This window comes from Dyadobacter psychrophilus, assembly GCF_900167945.1.
Taxonomy (GTDB): Bacteria; Bacteroidota; Bacteroidia; order Cytophagales; family Spirosomataceae; genus Dyadobacter; species Dyadobacter psychrophilus.
Genome location: NZ_FUZA01000005.1, coordinates 288,237 through 310,807, shown reverse-complemented (window position 1 = coordinate 310,807; position 22,571 = coordinate 288,237). Strand labels below are relative to the sequence as shown.

Annotated in this window: 18 protein-coding genes; 14 read left to right on the top strand and 4 right to left on the bottom strand. The window is 45.0% G+C overall.

What is annotated here, in order from left to right:
• Positions 1 to 35: 35 nt before the first annotated feature.
• From B5X68_RS19280 to B5X68_RS19225, 12 genes are all read left to right on the top strand, one after another.
• On the top strand, positions 36 to 446 hold the full coding sequence (locus tag B5X68_RS19280; protein ID WP_082216398.1) for an EVE domain-containing protein: 411 nt from the start codon (positions 36 to 38) through the stop codon (positions 444 to 446).
• Positions 436 to 2,010, top strand: coding sequence for a hypothetical protein (locus B5X68_RS19275; protein ID WP_082216397.1), 1,575 nt, complete (start codon positions 436 to 438; stop codon positions 2,008 to 2,010). The genes B5X68_RS19280 and B5X68_RS19275 overlap by 11 nt, the downstream gene beginning before the upstream one ends.
• Positions 2,011 to 2,067: 57 nt before the next feature.
• Complete coding sequence (locus B5X68_RS19270) at positions 2,068 to 2,955, top strand: class I SAM-dependent methyltransferase (RefSeq protein WP_082216553.1); 888 nt, start codon at positions 2,068 to 2,070, stop codon at positions 2,953 to 2,955.
• Positions 2,948 to 4,144 carry a tetratricopeptide repeat protein gene (locus B5X68_RS19265; RefSeq protein WP_082216396.1) on the top strand — a complete coding sequence of 399 codons (1,197 nt, stop codon included), beginning with the start codon at positions 2,948 to 2,950 and terminating at the stop codon, positions 4,142 to 4,144. Before B5X68_RS19270 ends, B5X68_RS19265 begins: the two co-directional genes overlap by 8 nt.
• A gap of 59 nt (positions 4,145 to 4,203) precedes the next feature.
• Positions 4,204 to 6,147, top strand: a complete 1,944-nt coding sequence (thrS, locus tag B5X68_RS19260) for a threonine--tRNA ligase (RefSeq protein WP_082216395.1) — start codon at positions 4,204 to 4,206, stop codon at positions 6,145 to 6,147.
• Between the two features lie 114 nt (positions 6,148 to 6,261).
• The gene (infC, locus tag B5X68_RS19255) at positions 6,262 to 6,813 is read left to right on the top strand and encodes a translation initiation factor IF-3 (protein ID WP_082216552.1); all 552 of its coding nucleotides are present in this window, start codon (positions 6,262 to 6,264) and stop codon (positions 6,811 to 6,813) included.
• Positions 6,814 to 6,979: 166 nt separating this feature from the next.
• On the top strand, positions 6,980 to 7,174 hold the full coding sequence (gene rpmI / locus B5X68_RS19250) for a 50S ribosomal protein L35 (RefSeq protein ID WP_026631509.1): 195 nt from the start codon (positions 6,980 to 6,982) through the stop codon (positions 7,172 to 7,174).
• Positions 7,175 to 7,278: 104 nt separating this feature from the next.
• A complete protein-coding gene (gene rplT / locus B5X68_RS19245; protein ID WP_026631508.1) occupies positions 7,279 to 7,623 on the top strand; it encodes a 50S ribosomal protein L20 in 345 nt (114 codons plus the stop codon).
• Between the two features lie 143 nt (positions 7,624 to 7,766).
• Positions 7,767 to 10,313, top strand: a complete 2,547-nt coding sequence (locus B5X68_RS19240) for a phosphocholine-specific phospholipase C (RefSeq protein WP_082216394.1) — start codon at positions 7,767 to 7,769, stop codon at positions 10,311 to 10,313.
• 171 nt (positions 10,314 to 10,484) lie between these two features.
• Positions 10,485 to 12,401: a molecular chaperone DnaK gene (gene dnaK / locus B5X68_RS19235; RefSeq protein WP_082216393.1), complete on the top strand. Its 1,917-nt coding sequence runs from the start codon at positions 10,485 to 10,487 to the stop codon at positions 12,399 to 12,401.
• Positions 12,402 to 12,592: 191 nt separating this feature from the next.
• The gene (locus tag B5X68_RS19230) at positions 12,593 to 12,808 is read left to right on the top strand and encodes a hypothetical protein (protein ID WP_082216392.1); all 216 of its coding nucleotides are present in this window, start codon (positions 12,593 to 12,595) and stop codon (positions 12,806 to 12,808) included.
• Positions 12,805 to 13,629 carry an SDR family oxidoreductase gene (locus tag B5X68_RS19225; RefSeq protein ID WP_082216391.1) on the top strand — a complete coding sequence of 275 codons (825 nt, stop codon included), beginning with the start codon at positions 12,805 to 12,807 and terminating at the stop codon, positions 13,627 to 13,629. The genes B5X68_RS19230 and B5X68_RS19225 overlap by 4 nt, the downstream gene beginning before the upstream one ends.
• 74 nt (positions 13,630 to 13,703) lie before the next feature.
• Here the strand turns inward: B5X68_RS19225 and B5X68_RS19220 are convergent, their stop codons facing one another.
• A complete protein-coding gene (locus tag B5X68_RS19220; protein WP_082216390.1) occupies positions 13,704 to 16,157 on the bottom strand; it encodes a carboxylesterase family protein in 2,454 nt (817 codons plus the stop codon).
• Positions 16,158 to 16,277: 120 nt separating this feature from the next.
• On the opposite strand from B5X68_RS19220, the gene B5X68_RS19215 reads away from it, so the two are divergent.
• Positions 16,278 to 16,703, top strand: coding sequence for a VanZ family protein (locus B5X68_RS19215; RefSeq protein ID WP_229208489.1), 426 nt, complete (start codon positions 16,278 to 16,280; stop codon positions 16,701 to 16,703).
• On the opposite strand, the gene pgi is transcribed toward B5X68_RS19215, so the two are convergent.
• The 3 genes from pgi to B5X68_RS19200 form a co-directional block, all read right to left on the bottom strand.
• Positions 16,682 to 18,331: a glucose-6-phosphate isomerase gene (gene pgi / locus B5X68_RS19210; protein WP_082216389.1), complete on the bottom strand. Its 1,650-nt coding sequence runs from the start codon at positions 18,329 to 18,331 to the stop codon at positions 16,682 to 16,684. The genes B5X68_RS19215 and pgi overlap by 22 nt on opposite strands.
• 108 nt (positions 18,332 to 18,439) lie before the next feature.
• Positions 18,440 to 19,279 carry a sugar phosphate isomerase/epimerase family protein gene (locus B5X68_RS19205; RefSeq protein WP_082216388.1) on the bottom strand — a complete coding sequence of 280 codons (840 nt, stop codon included), beginning with the start codon at positions 19,277 to 19,279 and terminating at the stop codon, positions 18,440 to 18,442.
• A gap of 67 nt (positions 19,280 to 19,346) precedes the next feature.
• The gene (locus tag B5X68_RS19200; protein ID WP_082216387.1) at positions 19,347 to 20,552 is read right to left on the bottom strand and encodes a DUF5009 domain-containing protein; all 1,206 of its coding nucleotides are present in this window, start codon (positions 20,550 to 20,552) and stop codon (positions 19,347 to 19,349) included.
• 203 nt (positions 20,553 to 20,755) lie between these two features.
• Here B5X68_RS19200 and B5X68_RS19195 point away from each other — a divergent pair, with 203 nt between their 5' ends.
• Complete coding sequence (locus B5X68_RS19195; RefSeq protein ID WP_170916689.1) at positions 20,756 to 22,570, top strand: glycosyltransferase family protein; 1,815 nt, start codon at positions 20,756 to 20,758, stop codon at positions 22,568 to 22,570.
• The last annotated feature ends 1 nt before the right edge of the window (position 22,571 follow it).

Genomic DNA, 22,571 nt, shown 5'->3' with positions numbered 1-22,571 from the left:
ATCTACAAAATTCGTTTAAAACCAAACTTTAATTCATGAACCATTGGCTCGTAAAAAGTGAACCAAATAAATATTCCTGGGATCATCTTGTAAAAGAAAAAGAAGGCATGTGGGATGGGGTCAGAAACTTCGCTGCCCGCAACAACCTGATGGCGATGAAGAAAGGCGATCTCGTTCTTTTTTATCATAGCAACATTGGCAAGGAAGTGGTCGGTTTGGCAAAAGTTTCAAAAGAACACTATCCTGATCCAACCATTGACACAGGTGATTGGGTCGTAGTGAATGTGGTTCCGGTGGAACATTTCCCAAAAACGGTTACTCTTGAACAAATCAAAAAACACGATATTCTCAAAAATATGGAGCTCGTACGCTTGTCCAGACTTTCGGTGGTGCCGGTCAAGCGCGAAGAATTCGACATTATTGTTGCATTGGCACATGAATCTTAATTTTTCAGCATTTCGTCAGATCTCTTTGCTTTTTATCCTTACCACAGCATCGTTACTTACTGCTGCACAAGGTGTTAAGAGAATAGAATTACCTTTGTCGGGAAATATGGCCTACCAAACTGTGCCGTTGGGCTCACAAGGTGTTCTGCTTATTTCAAAACCCGAAAAAGGCACATTCAATGTTCAGAAATTTGATACAAATCTGGAACGCGTATGGTCGATAGACGGACCTATTGAAGCCAATCTGGACTATATAACCGCTTCCTATGACGGGCAGGCGGTGTTTTTGCTTTTTAGTAAATACCGGAGTTCGTTATATCAGATCGTAAAAGTGAATGTGGGCCCCGGATTTGTGGAAACATTTACGATCAACACGGTCGACCGTTTTGAGATTACCGATTTCAAAACATTGGGTTACTCTGTTTTCATGGCCGGAATGGTCAGGAATGAACCCGTTTTGATCTTAACCCAGCTCAGGACAGCACAAACGAAGATCTTACCGTCCGCTATCAAAGGCTCCAATGCCATCCAGACCGTTGAAGTGGACACAGCGCATCATTTGGTGAATGTTTGTTTTGCAGTAAAAAAAGGAAGACAAACCCGCATTGTTGCTCGTTCGTATGAGGAAACCGGCGAGCTTTATGCGCAGGTTTCGGTTGATCCGGAGGACGATTATTCTTTGCTAAGTGGCAGGTTACAAGTGCTTAACGATTCGGTAAGGATCGTTATTGGCACGTATGGTTACCGGAATATGCAAAGCACGGCCAACGCCGCCTCCCAGGGACTTTATATTAGTAAAATCATTGGTAATGAGCCTGTTTTCACCCGTTACCACAGCTTTACCGAGTTTAAGAACTTTTTTAATTTCATGAATGAGCGGCAGCAGGAAAAAATGGAGAAACGTATCCGCAAAAAGAAAGAAAGCGGCAACGATCTGAAATTGAATTACCGGCTGCTTGTGCATGACATTGTTCCCAAAAACAATAACTTTCTGTTAGTGGCGGAGGTTTTTTACCCTGAATATCGTTACCAGAACCCAACCATGATGGGTGGTCTTGGTTATGGCGGAATGATGGGTTATCCTTTTGGAATGGGGCTTTACAATCCTTATTTATGGAATCCCATGTACGGAGGGCGCGGTTATAACCAGCAAGTTTTCGACGGATTCACCTACACGCACGCCGTTGTGGCCGACGTGGATGAAAACGGCAAATTGCTTTGGGATAACAGTATCAATTTTGACAATGTAAAAAGCATGGATTTGCGCGAAAAAATCAAAGTGCAGACTTTTACAAATGGTAATTCACGCCTCGTTTACAGCCACAACGGAGCCATCCGGAGTAAGATCATCAAGGGAAACCAGGTGGTTGACAGCGACCGGGTGATCCCGAACGAAACCAATGTAGAGGGCGATAAAGTGAGAAAAACCAGCACTGACGACATTGATTACTGGTATAACAACTTTTATCTGGCATGGGGCGAGCAGCGCATTATCAATGCCGCGGGCGATCCGCAAACGCGCGGAAGACGCAATGTTTTTTATTTAAACAAGATTGCATATTAAATCCCATTACCCCTTTTCCGTTGGCTTAAGCCAATGGAAATTGCTAAAAATATTTTCATGATTTTATTATCCCCAGAGCAACATACTGATTACGAATTGATCGACACCGGCGGCTTTGAAAAGCTTGAAAGATTCGGCCCATACATTTTGTCCCGTCCTGAGCCTCAGGCCATTTGGGACAAAACCCTTTCTGAGTCTGAATGGGAAAAACGCTCCAATGCCGTTTTCAAAAGAGACAAAAATTCACAGGAAAAAGGCCAGTGGATTGCTAAGGACGGCATGCCGGATAAATGGGTTTTTCAGTATAGGACTAATGCGCTGCATTTGCGTTCAAAATTGGCATTATCCTCTTTCAAGCACGTAGGCGTGTTTCCTGAGCAGGCGACTAACTGGGATTACATTGCCAAAAAGTTGAAACAGATTCCCGAATCAAAGCCTTCTGTTCTCAATCTTTTTGCTTACACAGGCATTGCATCATTGGCCGCTAAGGCATCCGGGGCAGACGTTACGCACGTGGATTCGGTGAAACAGGTGATCAGCTGGTCGAGGGAAAATATGGAACTCAGCGGGCTGGATAACATTCGCTGGGTTGTGGAAGATGCATTGAAATTTGTGCAGAGAGAGGTGCGCCGTGGCAATCAATACAATGGCATTATCCTCGATCCACCTGCATATGGCCGTGGCCCGGATGGAGAAAAGTGGCTTTTGGAAGAAAGTCTGAACGAAATCCTCAGACTTTGCGCTTTACTCTTGAAGAAGGAAAATTTCTTCTTTATTATCAATTTGTATTCTTTGGGTTTTTCAGCGCTGATCGTGGAAAATTTGATCAAAGCACATTTCGGGACGCAGATCCACCACGAATTTGGTGAGCTTTTCATTCCCGATTCGTTTGGCAAAAACCTTCCACTCGGCGTTTTTTCCAGATTTTCAGACCAGAATGTCTAGAATTTTCGAGCGTACATCCCTTTTGATTTGCATTGTTTTAGCCGGTTTAAACCAATCCTGCCAAAGCGACGCCCGAAATTCCACGCGCATTCCACCTGTTGTGAAAAAGTCACATGCGCAATGGCAAAGTGACGCGCTGTTGTCGCTTACCGAGCTCATCAACCGCGGCATTGACACGGATCAGAATTATTTCAAAAGAGCGCGGATCTACTTTGAACGGGAACAATATTCCGAAGCGCTGGAAGATATCAACGAATCTATTTACGAGCAGGAGAATGTAAGCGAATATTTTTTGCTACGTGGAAAGATCAACCGGGAGCTGGGCGACATCGACAAAGCGCTCGAAGACGCGCAGCGCGCGGAAGCATTGCAGCAAAGCAGCCCGGAGCTGTATGTATTGCTTGCCGATGTGCTGCAAGCCAAAGGCCGCTTTGGCGAAGCAGTTAATTACCTGAACCAGGCGATGAAAATGGCCCCGTATGATGGTTCGGCTTATTACGTTAAAGGGATGTTGCAAGCGCGGCAAGGCGACTCATTAGCAAGTCTTTCGAGTTTCAAATATGCTATGAATGTAAACCCAAAACTTTTACGGGCCTACGAACAAAGTATTATTATACTAAGAAAACTCAAAAATCCTGCGGAGGCGTTGAATATTAATGAACAGGCCATCAAGCGGTTTCCTAATGTGCCAAGCCTTTATTTTGAGCGGGGTGAAATTTTTAATGTGCTTGCAAAACCGGACACAGCATTAATTAATTATCAGAAAGCAGTTGCGCTCAGGCCGGCATATGAAGACGCGCTGATGCGTATTGCGACAGTGGGCACACAGCTGAAAGAATACTATAAGGCGATCCGGGCGTTGGAGCAGCTTTTAAAAATTAAGCCCAAGTCAAAAGATATCAATAATATGCTTGGTTATGCCTACGAAAAAGCGGGCGATTATACCAAAGCGGTTGATTATTATTCCATGGCATTGGTGCTGAGCCCGGGTGACCAAAGCGCCCGAAATGGCCTTTACAGGATCAGAAGGGAAGAAGATGCGGACATTTACTCCACTTATGATCCCAATGCCAGAGCCAGCTCCGGGTACAAGTTGCTGGACACATCACGGGTGAAAATTAACGTTATACGGCCGAGAGGAACTACAAATATCCGTGTAGACTCGTCTCGAAAAGCTAAAATTGAATAGATTTGTACTTTGTGGCCCTCACAAGCCTTTGATTAATTGTCATAGAATTAAATTTTTGAATGGAAGACGCGTCTCAAGTGAAAATTACCCTGCCCGACGGAAGTGAACGGTTTTACCCAAAAGGTATTACTGCCATGGGCATTGCGCTCAGTATCAGTGAAGGTTTGGCGCGCAATGTGATCGCTGCCAAAGTTAACAATGAAGTTTGGGACCCTACACGTGAGATCACGCAGGACTCCCTCGTGAAATTGCTCACGTGGAATGACGAGGATGGAAAATCAACATTCTGGCATTCTTCTGCCCACTTACTGGCCGAAGCATTGGAAGAATTGTATCCGGGCGTAAAATTCGGAACGGGACCGTCTATCGAAAAAGGTTTTTACTATGACGTCGATTTGGGCGACAAATCTATCTCACAAGATGATTTTCCGAAAATCGAAGCGAAGATGCTGGAACTCGCGCGCCAGAAAAACGAGTATGTCAGAAAGCCGATCAGCAAGGCAGATGCTTTGGAATTGTTCACTAAAAAAGGTGACGAATACAAGCTGGAACTGATTGATGGTCTGGAAGATGGCTCCATCACATTATATGAGCAAGGCGGTTTCACTGACCTTTGCCGCGGACCCCATATTCCGAACACCGGCTTCATTAAGGCCGTTAAGCTGACCAACATTGCGGGCGCTTACTGGCGTAACAAGCAGGAAAACAAAATGTTGACCCGCATTTACGGGATTACTTTTCCAAAACAAAAAGAACTGGAAGAGTATGTAACATTGATGGAAGAAGCTAAAAAACGTGACCACAGGAAACTGGGAAAAGAGCTTGAATTGTTTGCATTCTCGGAAAAAGTGGGTCAGGGACTTCCATTGTGGCTACCCAAAGGCGCCATGCTTCGTGAACGCCTGCAATCTTTTTTGAGCAAAGCACAGTCGCGCGCAGGTTATTTGCCTGTGATCACACCCAACATTGGCAGTAAGGAGCTTTACGTAACTTCGGGCCACTGGGATAAATATGGCAAGGATTCTTTCCAACCAATCAAAACTCCGAATGTTGGAGAGGAATATTTGTTGAAACCGATGAACTGCCCGCATCACTGCGAGATTTATAAAACTTCTCCCCGCTCCTACAAAGATCTGCCGTTGCGCTTTTCGGAGTTTGGAACGGTTTACAGATACGAGCAAAGCGGTGAGTTACACGGACTTACGCGCGTTCGCGGATTTACACAGGATGATGCGCACATTTTTTGCCGTCCCGATCAGGTGAAGGAAGAATTTGTCCGTGTAATCGATCTGGTATTATATGTTTTCAAATCACTGGGCTTTGAGGATTACAGCGCACAAATTTCGCTTCGTGATCCGAACGACAAAGTGAAATATATAGGAAAAGACGAAGACTGGGAAAGAGCAGAGAATGCGATCATAGAAGCTGCTCAGGAACGCGGACTAAGCACTGTCACCGAGTTAGGCGAAGCTGCATTTTACGGTCCGAAACTGGATTTTATGGTGCGTGACGCATTGGGCAGAAAGTGGCAGCTGGGCACGATTCAGGTGGATTACCAGATGCCAAAACGCTTCGGACTTGAATATACAGGCTCCGATAACCAGAAACACCAGCCGGTAATGATTCACCGCGCACCATTCGGTTCGATGGAAAGATTTATCGCCATCCTGATCGAAAACACGGCCGGACAATTCCCATTGTGGCTTTCGCCAGATCAGATCGCGATCCTGCCGATTTCTGAGAAATTTGCTGATTATGGAGAAGATGTGTTTTTCAAATTGCAGGACCACGACATTCGTGGGTTCGTGGATCATCGTGATGAGAAGATTGGCCGCAAGATCCGTGACGCGGAAGTTACCAAAGTTCCTTTTATGCTAATTGTAGGTGAAAAAGAAGCAGCAGAAGGCAAATTGTCAGTTCGCAGGAAAGGCGAAGGTGACATGGGAAGCATGACAATAGAGGAGTTCATCAGCTTTTTTAAGAAAGAAGCTGCTATTATTTGATGATTTTCTAACTTTTTGTTATTATTCCCGCACTAAGGCACTATTTTTGTGACAGTAGTGTTAAGTTTTTTGATTTTCACCAACAAAACCCAAAAAAACACCAAACCAAGTTATATGGCATTAAGACCCCCGAGTGGACGGTTAAGAGTTCCCGAAGAACCTTATAAAATAAACGAACGAATTACAGCAAAAGAAGTGCGTCTGGTTGGAGAGAACATTGAACCAGGCATAGTTGATATCAATACTGCCCGCGCGCTTGCAAAGGCACAAAGCCTTGATTTAGTTGAGATTGCGCCAACAGCGGTTCCGCCTGTTTGCAAAGTTGTTGACTATTCAAAGTTCAAGTATGAGCAGAAGAAGAAGCAGAAGGAGATCAAGGCGAAGGCAATGAAAGTTGTCATCAAAGAAATCCGTTTTGGACCGAATACGGATGATCACGATTTTGATTTCAAATTAAAGCATGCGATAAATTTCCTTAAAGAAGGTTCGAAAGTTAAAGCTTACGTGCATTTCGTTGGACGTACCATTGTTTTCAAAGAAAGAGGTGTAAACTTGCTGAATAAGTTTTCAGAAGCCCTTACAGACTATGGTAAGCTTGAAATGGAGCCAAAGCTTGAAGGAAAAAGAATGACGATCATTCTTGCGCCTGCACCTGCAAAAAAATAGATTTCGTGTTAAGCATCCGGTGATCTGACATTCAGGTTCCGGGATATATATAAAGTTTAATTAGATCGTGTCTTTGACTTTGTCAGGGACACGATTTTCATTTTAGAAACATTTTGGCTAATTTTGCGCGCTGTTTTATATTTTATCAATTAATATTTTTTGAATCATGCCTAAAATGAAAAGCAATTCCGGTGCTAAAAAGCGTTTCGCGCTGACCGGCACTGGTAAAATCAAACGCAAGCACGCGTTCCACAGCCACATCCTGACTAAGAAATCAAACAAGCGCAAGCGTGGATTGGTTAAAACTGGTCTTATTGATGTGTCTAATGTTAAGCAGGTAATGGCCATGCTGGCGAAATAATTTTCGCAGCCATTAATTAAAATACCAATTCTGGTTTTTTGTTCAACCCGATAGAAGGCATTGCAAGACTCATCAGAGCGCCGACCATCAAAAACAGTTAAATTATGCCACGTTCAGTAAATCACGTTGCGTCACGTGCAAGACGTAAAAAAGTATTAAAACTTGCGAAAGGCTATTTCGGCCGTCGTAAAAATGTATGGACAGTTGCTAAAAACGCAGTAGAGCGCGGTTTGGCATATGCATACAAAGGTCGTAAGCAAAAGAAACGTAATTTCCGTGCATTGTGGATCCAGCGTATCAACGCAGGAGCCCGTCTTCACGGTTTATCATATTCTGCTTTCATTGGCAAGCTTAGTGCAAGCGGCATCGAGCTTAACCGTAAAGTTCTCGCTGACTTGGCGATGAATCATCCGGAAGCATTCAAAGCGATCGTTGATCAGGTAAAATAAAACAGCATCCCGCCTCTCCGGCGGGATTTTTTTGCCCTCTCCCAACTTCTTCACAATTTTTTAACTCCTGAAATAATAAAAGGTTGGTACTTTAGTGTTTTTGTCGGGTACTACTGACAAGTTCAAACCTAAAACCCTACCCCATGGAATCCAGAAGGGAATTTATAAAAAAGGCAACCCTGCTCACCGGGGCAGCCGGAATGTTCAGCACTCTGCCACCTTCCATCCAGCGGGCGCTGGCCATTGATCCCAAAAAAGGAAGCACTTACCTGGACGCCGAACATGTGGTGATCCTGATGCAGGAAAACCGTTCGTTTGATCATTGTTACGGCTCCCTGCGCGGTGTTCGGGGCTTTAATGATCCCAGAGCAATCACTTTACCCAATAGAAATCTTGTCTGGCTCCAAACCAATGCATTTGGCGAAACCTATGTTCCGTTCCGGCTGAATATGAAGGAGTCCAATGCGACCTGGATGGGTTCATTGCCGCACTCATGGCCTAATCAGGTGGACGCACGTAATGGCGGAAAATATGATAAATGGCTTATAGCCAAGCAGCCCGGCCATAAGGATTATGCCAAAATGCCTTTGACACAAGGTTTTTACAATCGGGAGGATATTCCATTCTATTACGCGCTGGCTGATGCTTTTACTGTCTGCGATCAGAATTTCTGTTCGTCACTTACGGGCACGACGCCCAACCGGCTTTATTTATGGTCTGGCACGATCCGTGAGAAATCAGGTCCGGAATATTATGCCAATGTCAGAAATGAGAATGTTACCGATGATAAAGAAGCGTCGTGGATGACATTTCCAGAAAGATTGGAGGATAATGGCGTTTCCTGGCGGATTTACCAAAACGAACTAAGCATTGACACCGGCCTCACCGGCGAAGAAGATTCCTGGCTCGCTAACTTTACAGACAACCCGATTGAATGGTTCAGTCAATATGAAATCCGATATCATACAGGGTATCAAAAATATCAAAAAGCAAGGTTAAGCGCACTTCCCGGGGAAATCCAGGAAACGGAAGCGAAACTAGCGAAGGCGGCAAAAGGCACGAAAGAGTCGGCCGACCTTGAAAAATCGCTGAATGCAAAGCAAAAAGAGCTGGTGTTTGCCAAAGAAGAATTAGAAAGATGGACGCCCGAAAACTATGAAAAGCTTTCACAGCGCACAAAGAACATTCATCAGAAAGCATTCACCACCAATAAAAACGACCCGGATTACCGCAAGGTAACCACCGTTAAATATCTCGACGGCGACATTGAGCACGAAGCAAAAGCGCCCCAGGGCGACGTTTTACACCAGTTTCGAAGTGATGTAAAGAGCGGTAATCTGCCAACCGTTTCGTGGCTCGTAGCACCTGAAAATTTCTCGGATCACCCAACCTCGCCCTGGTATGGCGCCTGGTATGTTTCGGAAGTGATGGACATTCTAACGGCAGATCCGGAAGTTTGGAAGAAAACCATTTTCATTCTTTGCTACGATGAGAATGATGGCTATTTCGATCACGTCCCACCTTTTGTAGTTCCTGACCCATATAAAGAAGACACCGGCGCAGTTTCCGAAGGCATTGATTGCAAAACGGAATTTGTGACAATGGAGCAGGATATGACCAAAAAAGAAAAGAAAGAATGCCGAGAAAGTCCGATCGGCCTTGGCTTCCGTGTTCCGTTGGTTGTTGCATCTCCCTGGAACCGTGGCGGAAATGTATGCTCGGAAGTTTTTGATCATACTTCCATCTTGCAATTTTTGGAAAAATTCACCAGCCACAAATCCGGCAAGAATATCGAAGAAACCAATATCAGTGCTTGGAGAAGGACCATTTGCGGGGACCTCACTTCCACCTTTGCTCCATACGACGGCGAAAAAATTCCTTTGCCGACATTCCTGGCGCGCAACGAATTCATGGAGGGCATTTATAATGCGCAGTTTAAAAAACTTCCCAACGGTTATAAAGCATTATCCAAAACCGACATTGATCAGATCAATAAAAATCCTTTGACCTCGCCATTAATGCCAAAGCAGGAAAAAGGAACACGCCCTTCCTGCCCTATCCCTTACGAGCTGGCGGCAGAGGGTAGCTTTAATACTGCCAAAAATGCATTTGAGATAAAACTCGAAGCCAAAAATGGCATATTCCGCGACAAGGCAGCCGGCGCACCATTCATCGTTTATGCACCTGGAAAATACAAAAATGAAGAGGTTAAGGTCTGGAATTATGCTGTAAAGGCGGGCGACGCGCTCAAAGGATCATGGAAACCCGAGGACTTTGAAGGCGGGAAATATCATCTGCGGGTTTACGGGCCCAATGGCTTTTTCAGGGAATTCCAGGGCAGCAAAGCTACTGGCAATGTCAAAGTTGGCCTTCACTATCAATTTGACAAAAACAATAAGCCAACCGGGGACATAGAGCTGAAATTTGAGGCAGATAACATGGCTTTGAAAGGCACATTTATAATCCGGGACAATGCATACGGCGCTAATAATCAGACCGTAACATTGCCAGTTGTTGACACACAGGCAACTCTTGAAAAAACACTGGTTCTCAATCTTGAAAAAAGCTCCCAATGGTATGACTTCTCGGTCACTATTGAAGAACATCCTGACTTCCTGGTTCGCGTGGCAGGGCACGTGGAAACAGGTCGCATTAGCATCAGTGACCCGCTCATGGCCGATCTGGCCTAACTCCTTCGCTCGATGAAAGTGTCAGGCACAATGAGCCTGACACTTTGTCACTTCCCATTTATTCATTTCTTTCTGGTACGAGGTTTTTAGTAAAGCCTCAGAACGTTGTATAGCCAAGCGCTTTCAGCGGATTAGTCAGAATCAAATTATACTTAACTTTAATATAGAACAATGGGAAAAATTATTGGCATAGACTTAGGAACAACGAACTCCTGTGTGGCTGTCATGGAGGGTAACGAGCCGGTTGTAATTGCAAACAGCGAAGGTGCCCGCACAACCCCTTCAGTGGTTGCATTCATGGATAACGGTGAACGCAAAATCGGTGCACCAGCCAAACGCCAGGCGATCACGAATCCCAAGCATACTATCAGCTCCATAAAAAGATTTATGGGCAAAAAATACGATGACGTAACCAGTGAACAAAAAACTGTTGCGTACACCGTTGATAAAGGTCCAAACAACACACCTCGTATCCCCATCGGAGACAGGTTATATACTCCACAAGAAGTTTCTGCATTCATTTTGCAGAAAATGAGACAAACAGCCGAGGATTATCTAGGTCAGGAAGTTACAGAAGCGGTTATTACTGTTCCTGCTTACTTCAATGATGCAGAACGCCAGGCTACAAAAGAAGCCGGCCAGATCGCTGGTCTTGATGTGAAACGTATCATCAACGAACCAACTGCTGCTGCGCTTGCTTATGGTCTTGACAAGCAGCATTTAGATATGAAGATTGCTGTCTTCGACTTAGGTGGTGGTACATTCGACGTGTCGATCCTTGAACTAGGTGATGGCGTTTTCGAAGTAAAATCTACGGATGGTGATACACACCTTGGTGGTGACGACTTTGACCAAGTGATCATTAACTGGCTTGCAGACGAGTTTCAGAAAGACGAAGCTGTGGATTTGAGAAAAGATCCAATGGCATTGCAACGTTTGAAAGAAGCTGCTGAAAAAGCGAAAGTGGAATTGTCAAGCTCAACACAAACTGAGATCAACCTTCCTTACATATTCCCGGTTGATGGCATTCCTAAACACCTTGTACGCACATTAACACGTGCGAAGTTCGAGCAGCTTGCTGATTCATTGTTCCAGAGAATGATGGAGCCTTGCAAGAAAGCAATGAAAAATGCGGGATATACTAACAATGATATCAACGAAGTGATTTTGGTTGGTGGATCTACACGTATTCCTCGCGTACAGGAAGAAGTTGAAAAATTCTTCGGCAGAAAACCTTCGAAAGGCGTTAACCCGGATGAAGCGGTGGCAATCGGTGCTGCAATCCAGGGTGGTGTTTTGACAGGTGAAGTGAAAGATGTATTGCTTTTGGACGTTATTCCATTGTCTTTGGGTATCGAAACATTGGGCGGTGTATTCACCAAACTCATCGATGCAAACACGACAATCCCGTCTAAAAAGACAGAAACATTCTCGACTGCTGCTGATAACCAGCCTTCTGTTGAGATCCACGTGTTGCAAGGCGAACGCCCGATGGCAAACCAGAACCGTACATTAGGACGTTTCCACTTGTCTGACATTCCACCTGCGCAACGCGGAACACCACAGATCGAAGTTACATTTGATGTGGATGCAAACGGTATCCTGCATGTGTCTGCAAAAGATAAAGGCACAAACAAAGAGCAGAAGATCCGTATTGAAGCGTCAAGCGGTTTGACAGATGCAGAAATCACACGTATGCGTGAAGAAGCAAAAGCAAACGAAGCGGCTGACAAAGCTGAACGTGAAAAAATCGAGAAAATCAACGCTGCTGACAGTTTGATCTTCTCTACTGATAAACAATTGAAAGAATTCGGTGACAAGCTTTCTGCTGGCAATAAATCAGCGATTGAAGGAGCATTAGCGGAATTGAGAACTGCGCACCAAAGCCAGGATCTTGCAGGAATTGATGCTGCAATGGAAAAACTGAATGGTGCATGGCAAGCTGCCTCTCAGGAAATGTACGCACAAGGCGGTGCAGAAGGCCAACCAGGCGGGCCAAGTGGTGACCCACAAGGAAACCCAGGGACTGCGGACAACGGCAATCCAACCGATGATGTGACGGATGTTAATTTTGAGGAAGTCAAATAATAAGACAACTTGAAAAATCCCCGTCTTTAACCAGATGGGGATTTTTTTTACACGAAAAGTTTTCAAAGTGGGTATTTGATTCCTGCAAAAAGTTGAAAAAAGACCGGTCGTTTCTGGCATTAATTTTTATTCATTTGAGTTACATATTCATCAGGCTACTTAAACCATTGCATTAAAATTTGAAAATCAATATGGACAATAGAATCGCGTTACCAGAGTTGATGTATTTATCTCCTACGACCCGTGAAAAGGCGGTCACTATTGCGCAGGAGCTTTTAAGAACAAATAATATTTCTCCTCGTGAGGCGGTTTCAAAAGCAATTTTAATTGCAAAAAACTGGGCGGTAAAAAATGTTAACCGTCGGGTTTGGAAAAAGCTGAAGTCATTTGAAAAAGAGATTATATGATAGGTTCAGATCTGAAATTCAAAGATCAGGTTGCGATTGTTACAGGGTCAAGTTCCGGAATTGGTAAGGCGTGCGCCATTCATCTGGCCGAACTCGGCGCCAAAGTTGTAGTCAATTACAGCTCCAACCTGGAAGAGGGCGAAAAAACGCTGAACGAGATCATTTCAAAAGGTGGAAATGCAATTTTGGTAAAAGCCGACGTAAGCCATGAAGAAGAGGTTAAGGCACTCTTCAACGAAACCATCAGCAAGTTTGGCCGTTTGGACATCGTTGTAAGTAATGCCGGTTTGCAAAAGGATTCTTCTTTCCTGGAAATGACATTGCAGCAATGGCAGAAAGTGATTGATGTGAACCTTACAGGTCAGTTTTTGGTTTGCCGCGAAGCCGCACGACAGTTTGTGGCGCAGGAAAAGGCGGCGACGGAAGTAAGCCACAGCGAACTTTCAATCGGTAAAATCATCCTGATGAGCTCCGTGCACGACGTTATTCCCTGGGCCGGACATGTGAACTATGCAGCTTCAAAAGGTGGCATTATGATGTTCATGAAGTCCATTTCACAAGAACTCGCTCCTTATAAAATCCGGGTGAACTCGGTTAGCCCCGGTGCGATTAAAACTTCTATTAATAAAGAAGTTTGGTCTGATCCTGATAAATACAAAGGACTTTTACAATTGATCCCATATAAAAGAATTGGAACACCGCAGGATGTCGCAAAAGCTGTCGCATGGCTTGCGTCGGACGACTCAGATTATGTCAATGGCGAAACGCTCTACATTGATGGCGGCATGACCCTTTATCCGGAATTTGCGGACAACGGTTAAAACAATTTACACTTCATCACAAGAAAAAAGCGCCGGGATCAACTCCCGGCGCTTTTCATTTAGAGCAATAAATACTAATTATTTACAAATTCACCATTCTCAACCGACCAGTCATTTCCAAAAAAGCCAGCCATTTTCACTTCCTTAATGCCATTTTTCAGCATATCCATTGAAAAAATCATCAAATCAGGAAACCCACTTCCTCCGCTGAAATACTGGTTTGCGTTCGCTGCCTGGAAACCTTTTTTGCTTGTTCCGGCGATCACAGCTACTGATGCAATGTCACTGTCAGGTCTGGGGTAAATAAAATAGGTTGCTAAGTCGCCCGAAAACTGCTTCTCTCCCACTGTAATCTTTCCTTTACTAACACTCACCGGGCAATCCTTTAGCAATATATTCCATGCAGCATTTGTGTCTTTATTACCATAGAGAATCACGCCACGATCTTTGAATTTTTCCAGCGAGAAATCCTTATCTGCTACTATGTCAACAGCACCGTTTCCTCGATAGTACCAGGATTCTGCATCAAATTTGGCTTTTTCAAGTGCCCAGCTCGCCTCCTCTTTGCTTCCACCTGTGGCATATACGAACACCATTCTGTTCCGGAAAGCATCTTTGAATGTGCCGTTTCGCAAGATATTTTTTTGCGTTTTTGCAGGTGCTTCGGCGAGCTGCCAGTTGTTTTCTCTTTTCAAGTAAATGGTTTCATTCTCTTTCTTAACCTGATATTCCAAAGCGGCCAGGCTGTCCAGTGTAACAGTCACATTGGTCCCAACCGGAAAAGCGCCCAGATCCAGGGAGAGCAAGGCAACATTATCAGTCTTACCGTTAATCTTTTTAGCCTTTTTATCCTGATTCAATTGTATTCGGCTGTATTTGAGCGCAGTAAGCTGTTGATGTATGGAAGCCCAACGCATTTTTGATGAAACGCCTGGATTTGCAGTCATGAAGTCAATCGCATTCACCGCAGTATCCGCCGGGATTGAATGCCAGCTGAAAAAGTTGAAGATCGGAGGCCAGTCTACACTAATGTCGCCGTACCAATGTTCCCCGCCAATGTGCTCGTAATAACTGAAATCTCTATGAAACTTACCCAAAATGTCACGCATCTGCCGTGCATAAGTTACGGGCACGGTCCTGTCCGCATCGCCGTGTGCCACATACACGCCCAGGCTTTTGTAGTTGGAAGTAAGCGCAAGAACATTGCTCGGATTACTGGCACGAAGCAGCACCGCCTCAATGGGCGAACCTGCGCTGTCGGGGATCACGCCGTCATGTGAGCCGTACGACGACAATGTAGGATAACCGGCAGACGGTGCAATAGCCGCCCATTTCTCAGGATATGTTGCGCCAAGGAACCAGGTTCCATGGCCACCCATGGAGTGACCGGTCAGGAAAATCCGGGCAGGATCAGGGTTGTATTGCTTCTTGGCAATGTCCAGCACTTCCAATGCGTCCATCCGGCCCCAATCTTCCCAGTTAAAACCACGTGGGCGCCTGTTCGTAGGTGCAACCAAAACACCCCAGTCCTTCGGCTTATAAGCGCGCGCCTGGCTAATGGCCTGAACTTCCGCTCCATGAACGGAGAAAAACAATGCGGGCTTTTCGGTAGAACCAGATTTCAACTGCGGCGACACTGCATAATATTGAACGCTGCCATCCAATTCACTGACAAACGTCCTGCTATACTGCTTCCCTTCTTCAACTAATTGAATGCTAATATTCTTGGAGTCAATCACTTTACCAGCTTGTGTTAAAGTAACCGCAATGTCTTGCTTGCCGGTCTGAATGCCGGAAGCATTTACCAAAACACCAACCTTGCGCAAAGATAAGGCAGGAACCGATGGCAAAGTTGTAGTCACTTCCTTACCCGAAACAACTGATTTAACCTCTAAATCCATTAACACTTTTGAACTTGTGTTTGCCACAACCAGGCCAATCCAAAGCGAATCGTTTTTCAAGCCTGGAACCGCATCCGGCAATGTAGCATCCTTTGTATCGATAAAAACGGGTTTCTCCGGAAATGTAATGTTGGCTGCAATGCCTCCAAATCTTCCAAAACGTGCGACCCGCGCGTAAATTTCATTCGTCCCTTTTTTCAAACGGACCGGCAGGTTCATCCAGCCATAACGATACATATCCCCGCCGCGCGGAACGCCATTAAAAAATAGCATATCATTGCCGGTCACGGTCAGGATTACAGTTTGCTCTTTTTCAGATTGATATGTGAGATAAACATACCCATTCGAAAAAGAATCCCCGCGTAACCTGTGCGAGGTGTCGGCTTTGACTTTTCGCCAATTAACGTCTTCGCCTTTGGCGTTTTTAAGCAGCAAACTGCCTTCCTGTGGTTTTGCTAATGTTCCGTTGTAAAGTTGATAAGCAAGCTGATCAGTATACAATGCTTCGCGACCGTACTGATGGCAGGGACCCGCTGCAAGGCCTTCATCCAAATGGACAATTTTTTGCGCAAAGCCAGTAAAGGAAAAAGTCAGTAATAGAGTGAGTAATAAGTAAACGCGTTTCATCAAGGCAAGGAATTTTGTGATCCGCTAAATTATTAAAAAATATTACTAATACGTGGGCATATCTTTAAATTGATAATTATCAGGTTCATGCCGAATTTTCAACGAATTCAAAATACTTGAATGGCAAAATCGCTTAAATTGCAGACAAAAACCTTCCTCATGGTCTCTAAACTTTTCCTGGGCATTATTAATGTACTATCCCGAAACTGGTGGATTGCCTGGATCTGGACATTTCTTATCCTTCTTGCCTGTACATGGCCCGGAAAGGATATTCCTTCTGCACCAGTTGCAGACTTCGACAAGATCGTGCACGCGGGACTTTTTATTGTTTGGTTTACCTTATGGACGCTGGTATATCCGCAAAAAGCAGCACTGTTCGTGCTGCTCGGGATGGCTTATGGACTTGGATTGGAATTTTACCAGCAGCTCCTGCCCTTCGACCGCACATTTGATTGGTGGGACGCCGTTGCAGATGCTGCCGGTGTGTTAATAGGGCTTGCGTTTAAATCAATGGTGATTGACCGTTACCGCCACCGCTTGTATTGATTAATCAGGCCATTGGTCGAACTATCGTGGTTCGAAACTGGCCAGTCATTTTGAAGTTCCGGGTAAATTTTGTTCGCAAGCTGCTTGCCGAGCTCCACACCCCATTGATCGAAGCTGAAAATATTCCAGATAATGCCTTGCACGAAAATCTTGTGCTCATACATGGCAATGAGGCTTCCCAGTGTTTTAGGCGTGATTTTCTTCACCAAAATAGAGTTCGTAGGGCGATTGCCTGAAAATACTTTGAACGGTGTTAGAAATTCTATCTCTTCTTTTGACTTTTTAGCAGCCACAAGCTCAGCTTTTACTTCCTCTTCCGTTTTGCCATTCATTAATGCTTCTGTCTGGGCAAAAAAGTTGGATAACAACATTTTATGATGTTCACCCAGCGGATTATGGCTCGTTGCCGGCGCGATGAAATCGCAGGGAATCAGCTTTGTCCCCTGGTGGATCAGCTGGTAGAATGCATGCTGACCATTAGTTCCAGGCTCGCCCCAGATCACCGGACCGGTTTGGTAGCCAACAGGTTTGCCGTCGCGTCCTGTACTTTTACCATTGCTCTCCATATCTCCTTGCTGGAAATAAGCAGCGAAACGATGCAAATATTGGTCATAAGGCAAGATGGCCTGCGTTTGCGCATCAAAAAAATCGTTATACCAAACACCTAATAAGGCCAGAATAACGGGAATATTCCTTTCAAACTTCGTTGTCCTGAAATGTTTATCCATTTCGTGCGCGCCCGAAAGAAGCTGCTCGAAATTTTGGAAACCCACAAAACAAGCAATAGAAAGCCCGATTGCCGACCACAATGAATAGCGGCCGCCAACCCAATCCCAGAAACCGAACATGTTTTCAGGATCAATGCCGAATTTTTCAACCTCAGCCTGGTTCGTTGAAATCGCCACAAAATGCTTTTTCACATGCTCCTTATTGCCAGCTTTTTCCAAAAACCATGCGCGTGCGCTGTGTGCGTTGGTCATCGTCTCCTGCGTGGTGAACGTTTTGGAAGCGATCATAAACAATGTCGTTTCCGGGTTCAGCGACTTAACGGTTTCTGCGATGTGCGTTCCGTCGACATTGGATACGAAATGAACATTCAAGCCGGGTTTTCCATAGGCTTTCAACGCCTCGGTAACCATTACGGGGCCCAGATCACTTCCACCGATCCCAATATTCACAATGTCAGTGATTTCCTTACCCGAGTAACCTTTCCAGCTGCCGGATCTCACCTTACCTGAAAACTCCTTCATTTTTGCCAGAACAGCATTTACGTCCGGCATTACATCTTTTCCGTCAGATAGAACGGGATCATTAGACCGGTTACGCAAGGCAACGTGGAGCACCGAGCGTCCTTCTGTCGCATTGATTTTTTCTCCCGTAAACATCTGCTCAATGGCGTCCGCCAATCCCGCCTCTTCGGCAAGTTGGACAAGATAAGAGCGCGTACGGGTTGTAATACGGTTTTTGGAATAGTCGAGCAAAATATCGCCAAAACGGATTGAGAATTTCTTGTGGCGATCCGCATCTTCCTCAAAAAGCGATTTCAGATGTTTTTGAGAAATGGTTTTATGATGCGTTTTCAGCTTTTTATAAGCTGCCAGTTGATCAAAGGGCACGGTTTTGAGCATTTCTTATGGCGTTATGTTTAATAATCAATTTCGCGGACCGCAACGAGCGGCCATAACATTAATATGGATGCAAAAATATGATTTTACATCACTTGAAACGACATTTACTTAATTGCCTGCATCACAAACACCTTTGAAATAGCCCACCGATTCGGCAATTCCAGCCAGCGGGTCTTTCATATCTTTCTCATATTCAAGACTACAGCAGCCATCATACTTCACCTTTCTGAGCATTTTCACAAATGCAGGAATATCGATAATTCCGCGCCCCAGCTCACAAGTTTTCCCTTCTTTCGTGGCAGCCGTGACGTTTTTTAAATGTATATCAAAAATCCTTTTCGAGTATTTGCCAAGATCTGCAACCGAATCCTGGTTATCGCGGCGGTTGTGGCCCATGTCAAAGCAAATGCCCAGGCCAGGATCAAGGTCTTTAATCAGGTTGTGAATAGAGGTTGCATTAGGATAAAGCTTATCCTCCGGACCATGGTTATGGATTGCATAACGAATGCCCGTTTCCTTCACTTTGTCGCTCACATATTTAAGGTCTTCGTGATTGGGAATGCCCACGATCAGCTTTACGCCCACACTTTTGGCATAATCAAACGCATTATCAATGTCCTGTGGTGTTTTTGTATAAATTGGCCCAACAGCATAACCCGTTACGCCCGCCTGTTTCAATTTCTCATGGAAAGCCGCAATTTCCTCAGCTGTGCTTTTATATGGCAAATGAAAATCTTTGATACACAAGTAATGCACATCGGTCTTTTTCATCATTTCGAGCGATTCATCCAGCTTAAAATTCACAAAACTGAATCCGGCCATAGCCAGCTTAAATGTGTCTGCCTTTTTTTCAAACACAAAATCCCTGGCAAAAGCAGACTGGGACAAAACCCCGCCGGTAACCAATCCGGCAATTCCTTTTTTTACAAAAGCTCTTCTTGAAGTCATTATATATCAATTAAAAATCCACGTACAATAGAAAAGACGATGCGGCGCATATTTACCACCCATTTTTTCAAATCTTAAGTCTGATCCCAATCCGATTGATCAGCCCGGTTACAATAATGACGAGCAAAGCGAAGCAAAATGACTTGATCAGCCCGATTATGCCGGTTCTGAGAAACTCGGGCAGACTAAAATGTATGAGTGTCAACACCGCATACCAAATGTAGGGCACGAGATAACACGTCAGTGTCGCCGTTCCGGCAGGCTTAATGATGTCCGCCCAGTTTTTTATCTTTTTCAGATCAACGAGCCAAAACAAGAACGCGAAAACGAGGAACGCGATTCCGCTGCAAATCCCTATCCAGGCCGGCGTCGCCCTGATTTTGGAAATGCCCCAGAAAGGGCGTGTTCCGAAGCCGTAGGTCAGACAAATAATGCCGAGAACGGTCAGGATTAATAAATACGTCGCAGTAATGCCATTTTTCTTGCTGTAAAGCCTGTAAATGACCGAGGCTACAACGCCCGCCATTGTGAAAGCAGGCATCGCACCGCTTCCCACGATCCAAACGTAATCTTTGACCGGGTTTAAAAATGAAAGCAACCCAGCAAACTCTGCGAGATTGAATAACACAAGAAACAGCCATCCTGCAACATTCAATGCCAGATTATCGCCCGCCAAAAAATAGATAACCGCACAGATCAGATAAGCCCAGCCGATCAGTCCAAGAATGCCATACCAATGCGTGCCCATCCACGATGGATTGGCCTCGTCACCACCTTTGTAAATGGCCGCCAAACCCACCAAAAGCAAATAACCAAGCACTTTCAATCCCGTGTAAAGCGATTTTTTACCCAGATCATCGGGATACACATTCCAGATCAGGAAGAAAGCCACGACCATCAAAATCTCCCACACATATTTATTCACCCACATGCCTGAGCCTACGATATTCTCATAGTTCACAATAAAAACACCCATTAACAGCAGCGCAAATGTGCGCTCTGCAATGTGGAATAGGATCGTTCCGTTGCTATCCCGTTTCGCTTTTCGGTTTGCGATGGCAAAGGGAATGGATAAGCCTACAATGAATAAAAATACGGGAAACACCACATCGGAAAGCCCCATCGCATCATCCGGGCCTTTGCTGTGTTCCATCCATTCGGGCACGCCGGTGAGCGTCCAGAAATCGTTCACAAAAATCATGAGGAGCATAGTCAGCGCCCGGAAAATATCAATAGAATCGAGGCGCAGCGAGGCGGGTGATAAAGTTTTCATCAAAGGATTTAGGAGTAAGATTCGGGAACCCAATATACAGGAAATATAGCATTAGAAGGAATGCATTTCTTTTGTAGAACTAACTCAGCACCGCTTTTAGCTGTTTTACTATCCGATTTTTCTGCTTAGCCTATTTCAACTGGTTCCACCTTGTTTAAGTAATTAATTTTAATTGAAATATCCTACCTTACCCTCTGATCATTTTGAAGCCGAATACACTTCTGTTCGAAATTGCCTGGGAAGTCTGTAACCAGATTGGCGGGATATTTACGTTCATCAAGTCCAAAGTGCCAACCATGACGGACACTTACGGCGAAAATTATTTCCTGATCGGGCCTTATTTTCCGGAAAAAGCAAAACTTGATTTTCGCCCGATCCGCGAGCTGGACGACTCGCCGCTTTCTAATGCTATCCGGCACATAAGAGACCTCGGATTTGAAATACATTTTGGTTACTGGCTCCTTGAAGAAGCCCGCCCAAAAGTGATCCTTATCAATCCGGTGATCAGCATGGAGGCGCTTAATGCTGCCAAGACAATATTATGGAAGCATCACGGAATCTCCACACTTGAAAACAATGCATTACTGGATCAAGTCATTGGTTTTGGGGAGGTTACCCGCCTTTTTCTTACCAAATTAATTGAGGAAATCAACATTGACCAGGACGTTATTGCGCATTATCACGAATGGATGTCTGCCACAAGCCTGCCTGAACTGACCTGCCGGCAAATTCGTCTGGCGACTGTTTTTACAACCCACGCAACGCTGCTCGGCCGTTATCTCGCTCCCAATGAACCCGATTATTTTTCTAAAATTAGGGCCTTTGACTGGGCTCAAAAGGCAAGAGAATACGGCATAGAAGCGCAGGTCAAAATCGAAAGGACTGTTGCCAAATATGCGAATGTACTGGTCACCAACAGCGCATCGACGGCCTCAGAATGTGAAGCTTTTCTGGGCCGTCACCCCGACAGTATAGTGCATAGCGGCATCCACCGGAAGCCAGGCGTAGGCCATGAAGTTTTTGAGAAACATTTGCAGAACAGGGAAAAGATCGACGCATTTGTTAAGGCACTCTTCTCTCCCAGTTATCAGCTGAAGATTGAAAAGACCCTGTATTTTTTCACGTCCGGGCGTTATGAATTTCGAAACAAAGGTTTTGACGTCACATTACAGGCTATCGCCCGGCTCAATGCTGAACTGGTTCGACGTAAATCGGACATTCATGTGGTCCTTTTTGTTATTTCAAAGCAGCCATTTTATCACGTTAAACCTGATGTTCTGGAAGCCCGGCAGCGCTTTCAGGAATTGCAACGGATCTGTAAAATGATCAGTGCCAGGCTTGGACCCAGGATTTACGCCAATGTTACGGGCTCCGCAGGCCATAAACTTCCCGATCTGAACCAGCTTGTCGACGACGAGCTGCAAATGACCTGGCGTCAAGCACTCTCCAACTTTAAACGAGATAGCCTCCCACCCATCACAACGCACCATTTAACAGGGCAGGATGAAGTCCTGGACTTTTGTCAGCAGGCGGGATTAAATAATAAGGAAGACGATCGGGTCAAAGTGATTTACCATCCCGATTTTATTGAGCGCGCGACCTCGTTGTTCTCAATGGACTATCTGGAATTTGTAAGAGGCTGTCATTTAGGCATTTTTCCCTCCTTATACGAACCCTGGGGTTATGCATCCATGGAAACCGTTCTGCACGGAACACCCGTTGTCACAAGCGACGTTTCAGGATTCGGAAGATTTGTAAAACAAGCCGCCGGAATGGAAGGAAACAACGAAGTAAAAGTCGTAAAACGCCGCGAGCAATCCGGAGAGGACGCAATCGTACAGCTTACGGAGATCTTCACAGAGTTTGTGGAAGACTTTGAAAATCAGCAATATATTCCACGCGCCACCCTACCAAAATCCGTCCTCGACTCCCTATGCTGGTCCGAGCTGCAAAAGCGCTACGAAGAAAACTACAAGCTGGCACTTGTCAGATACCAGCCTGTTGCGGGGTTGTATTAAA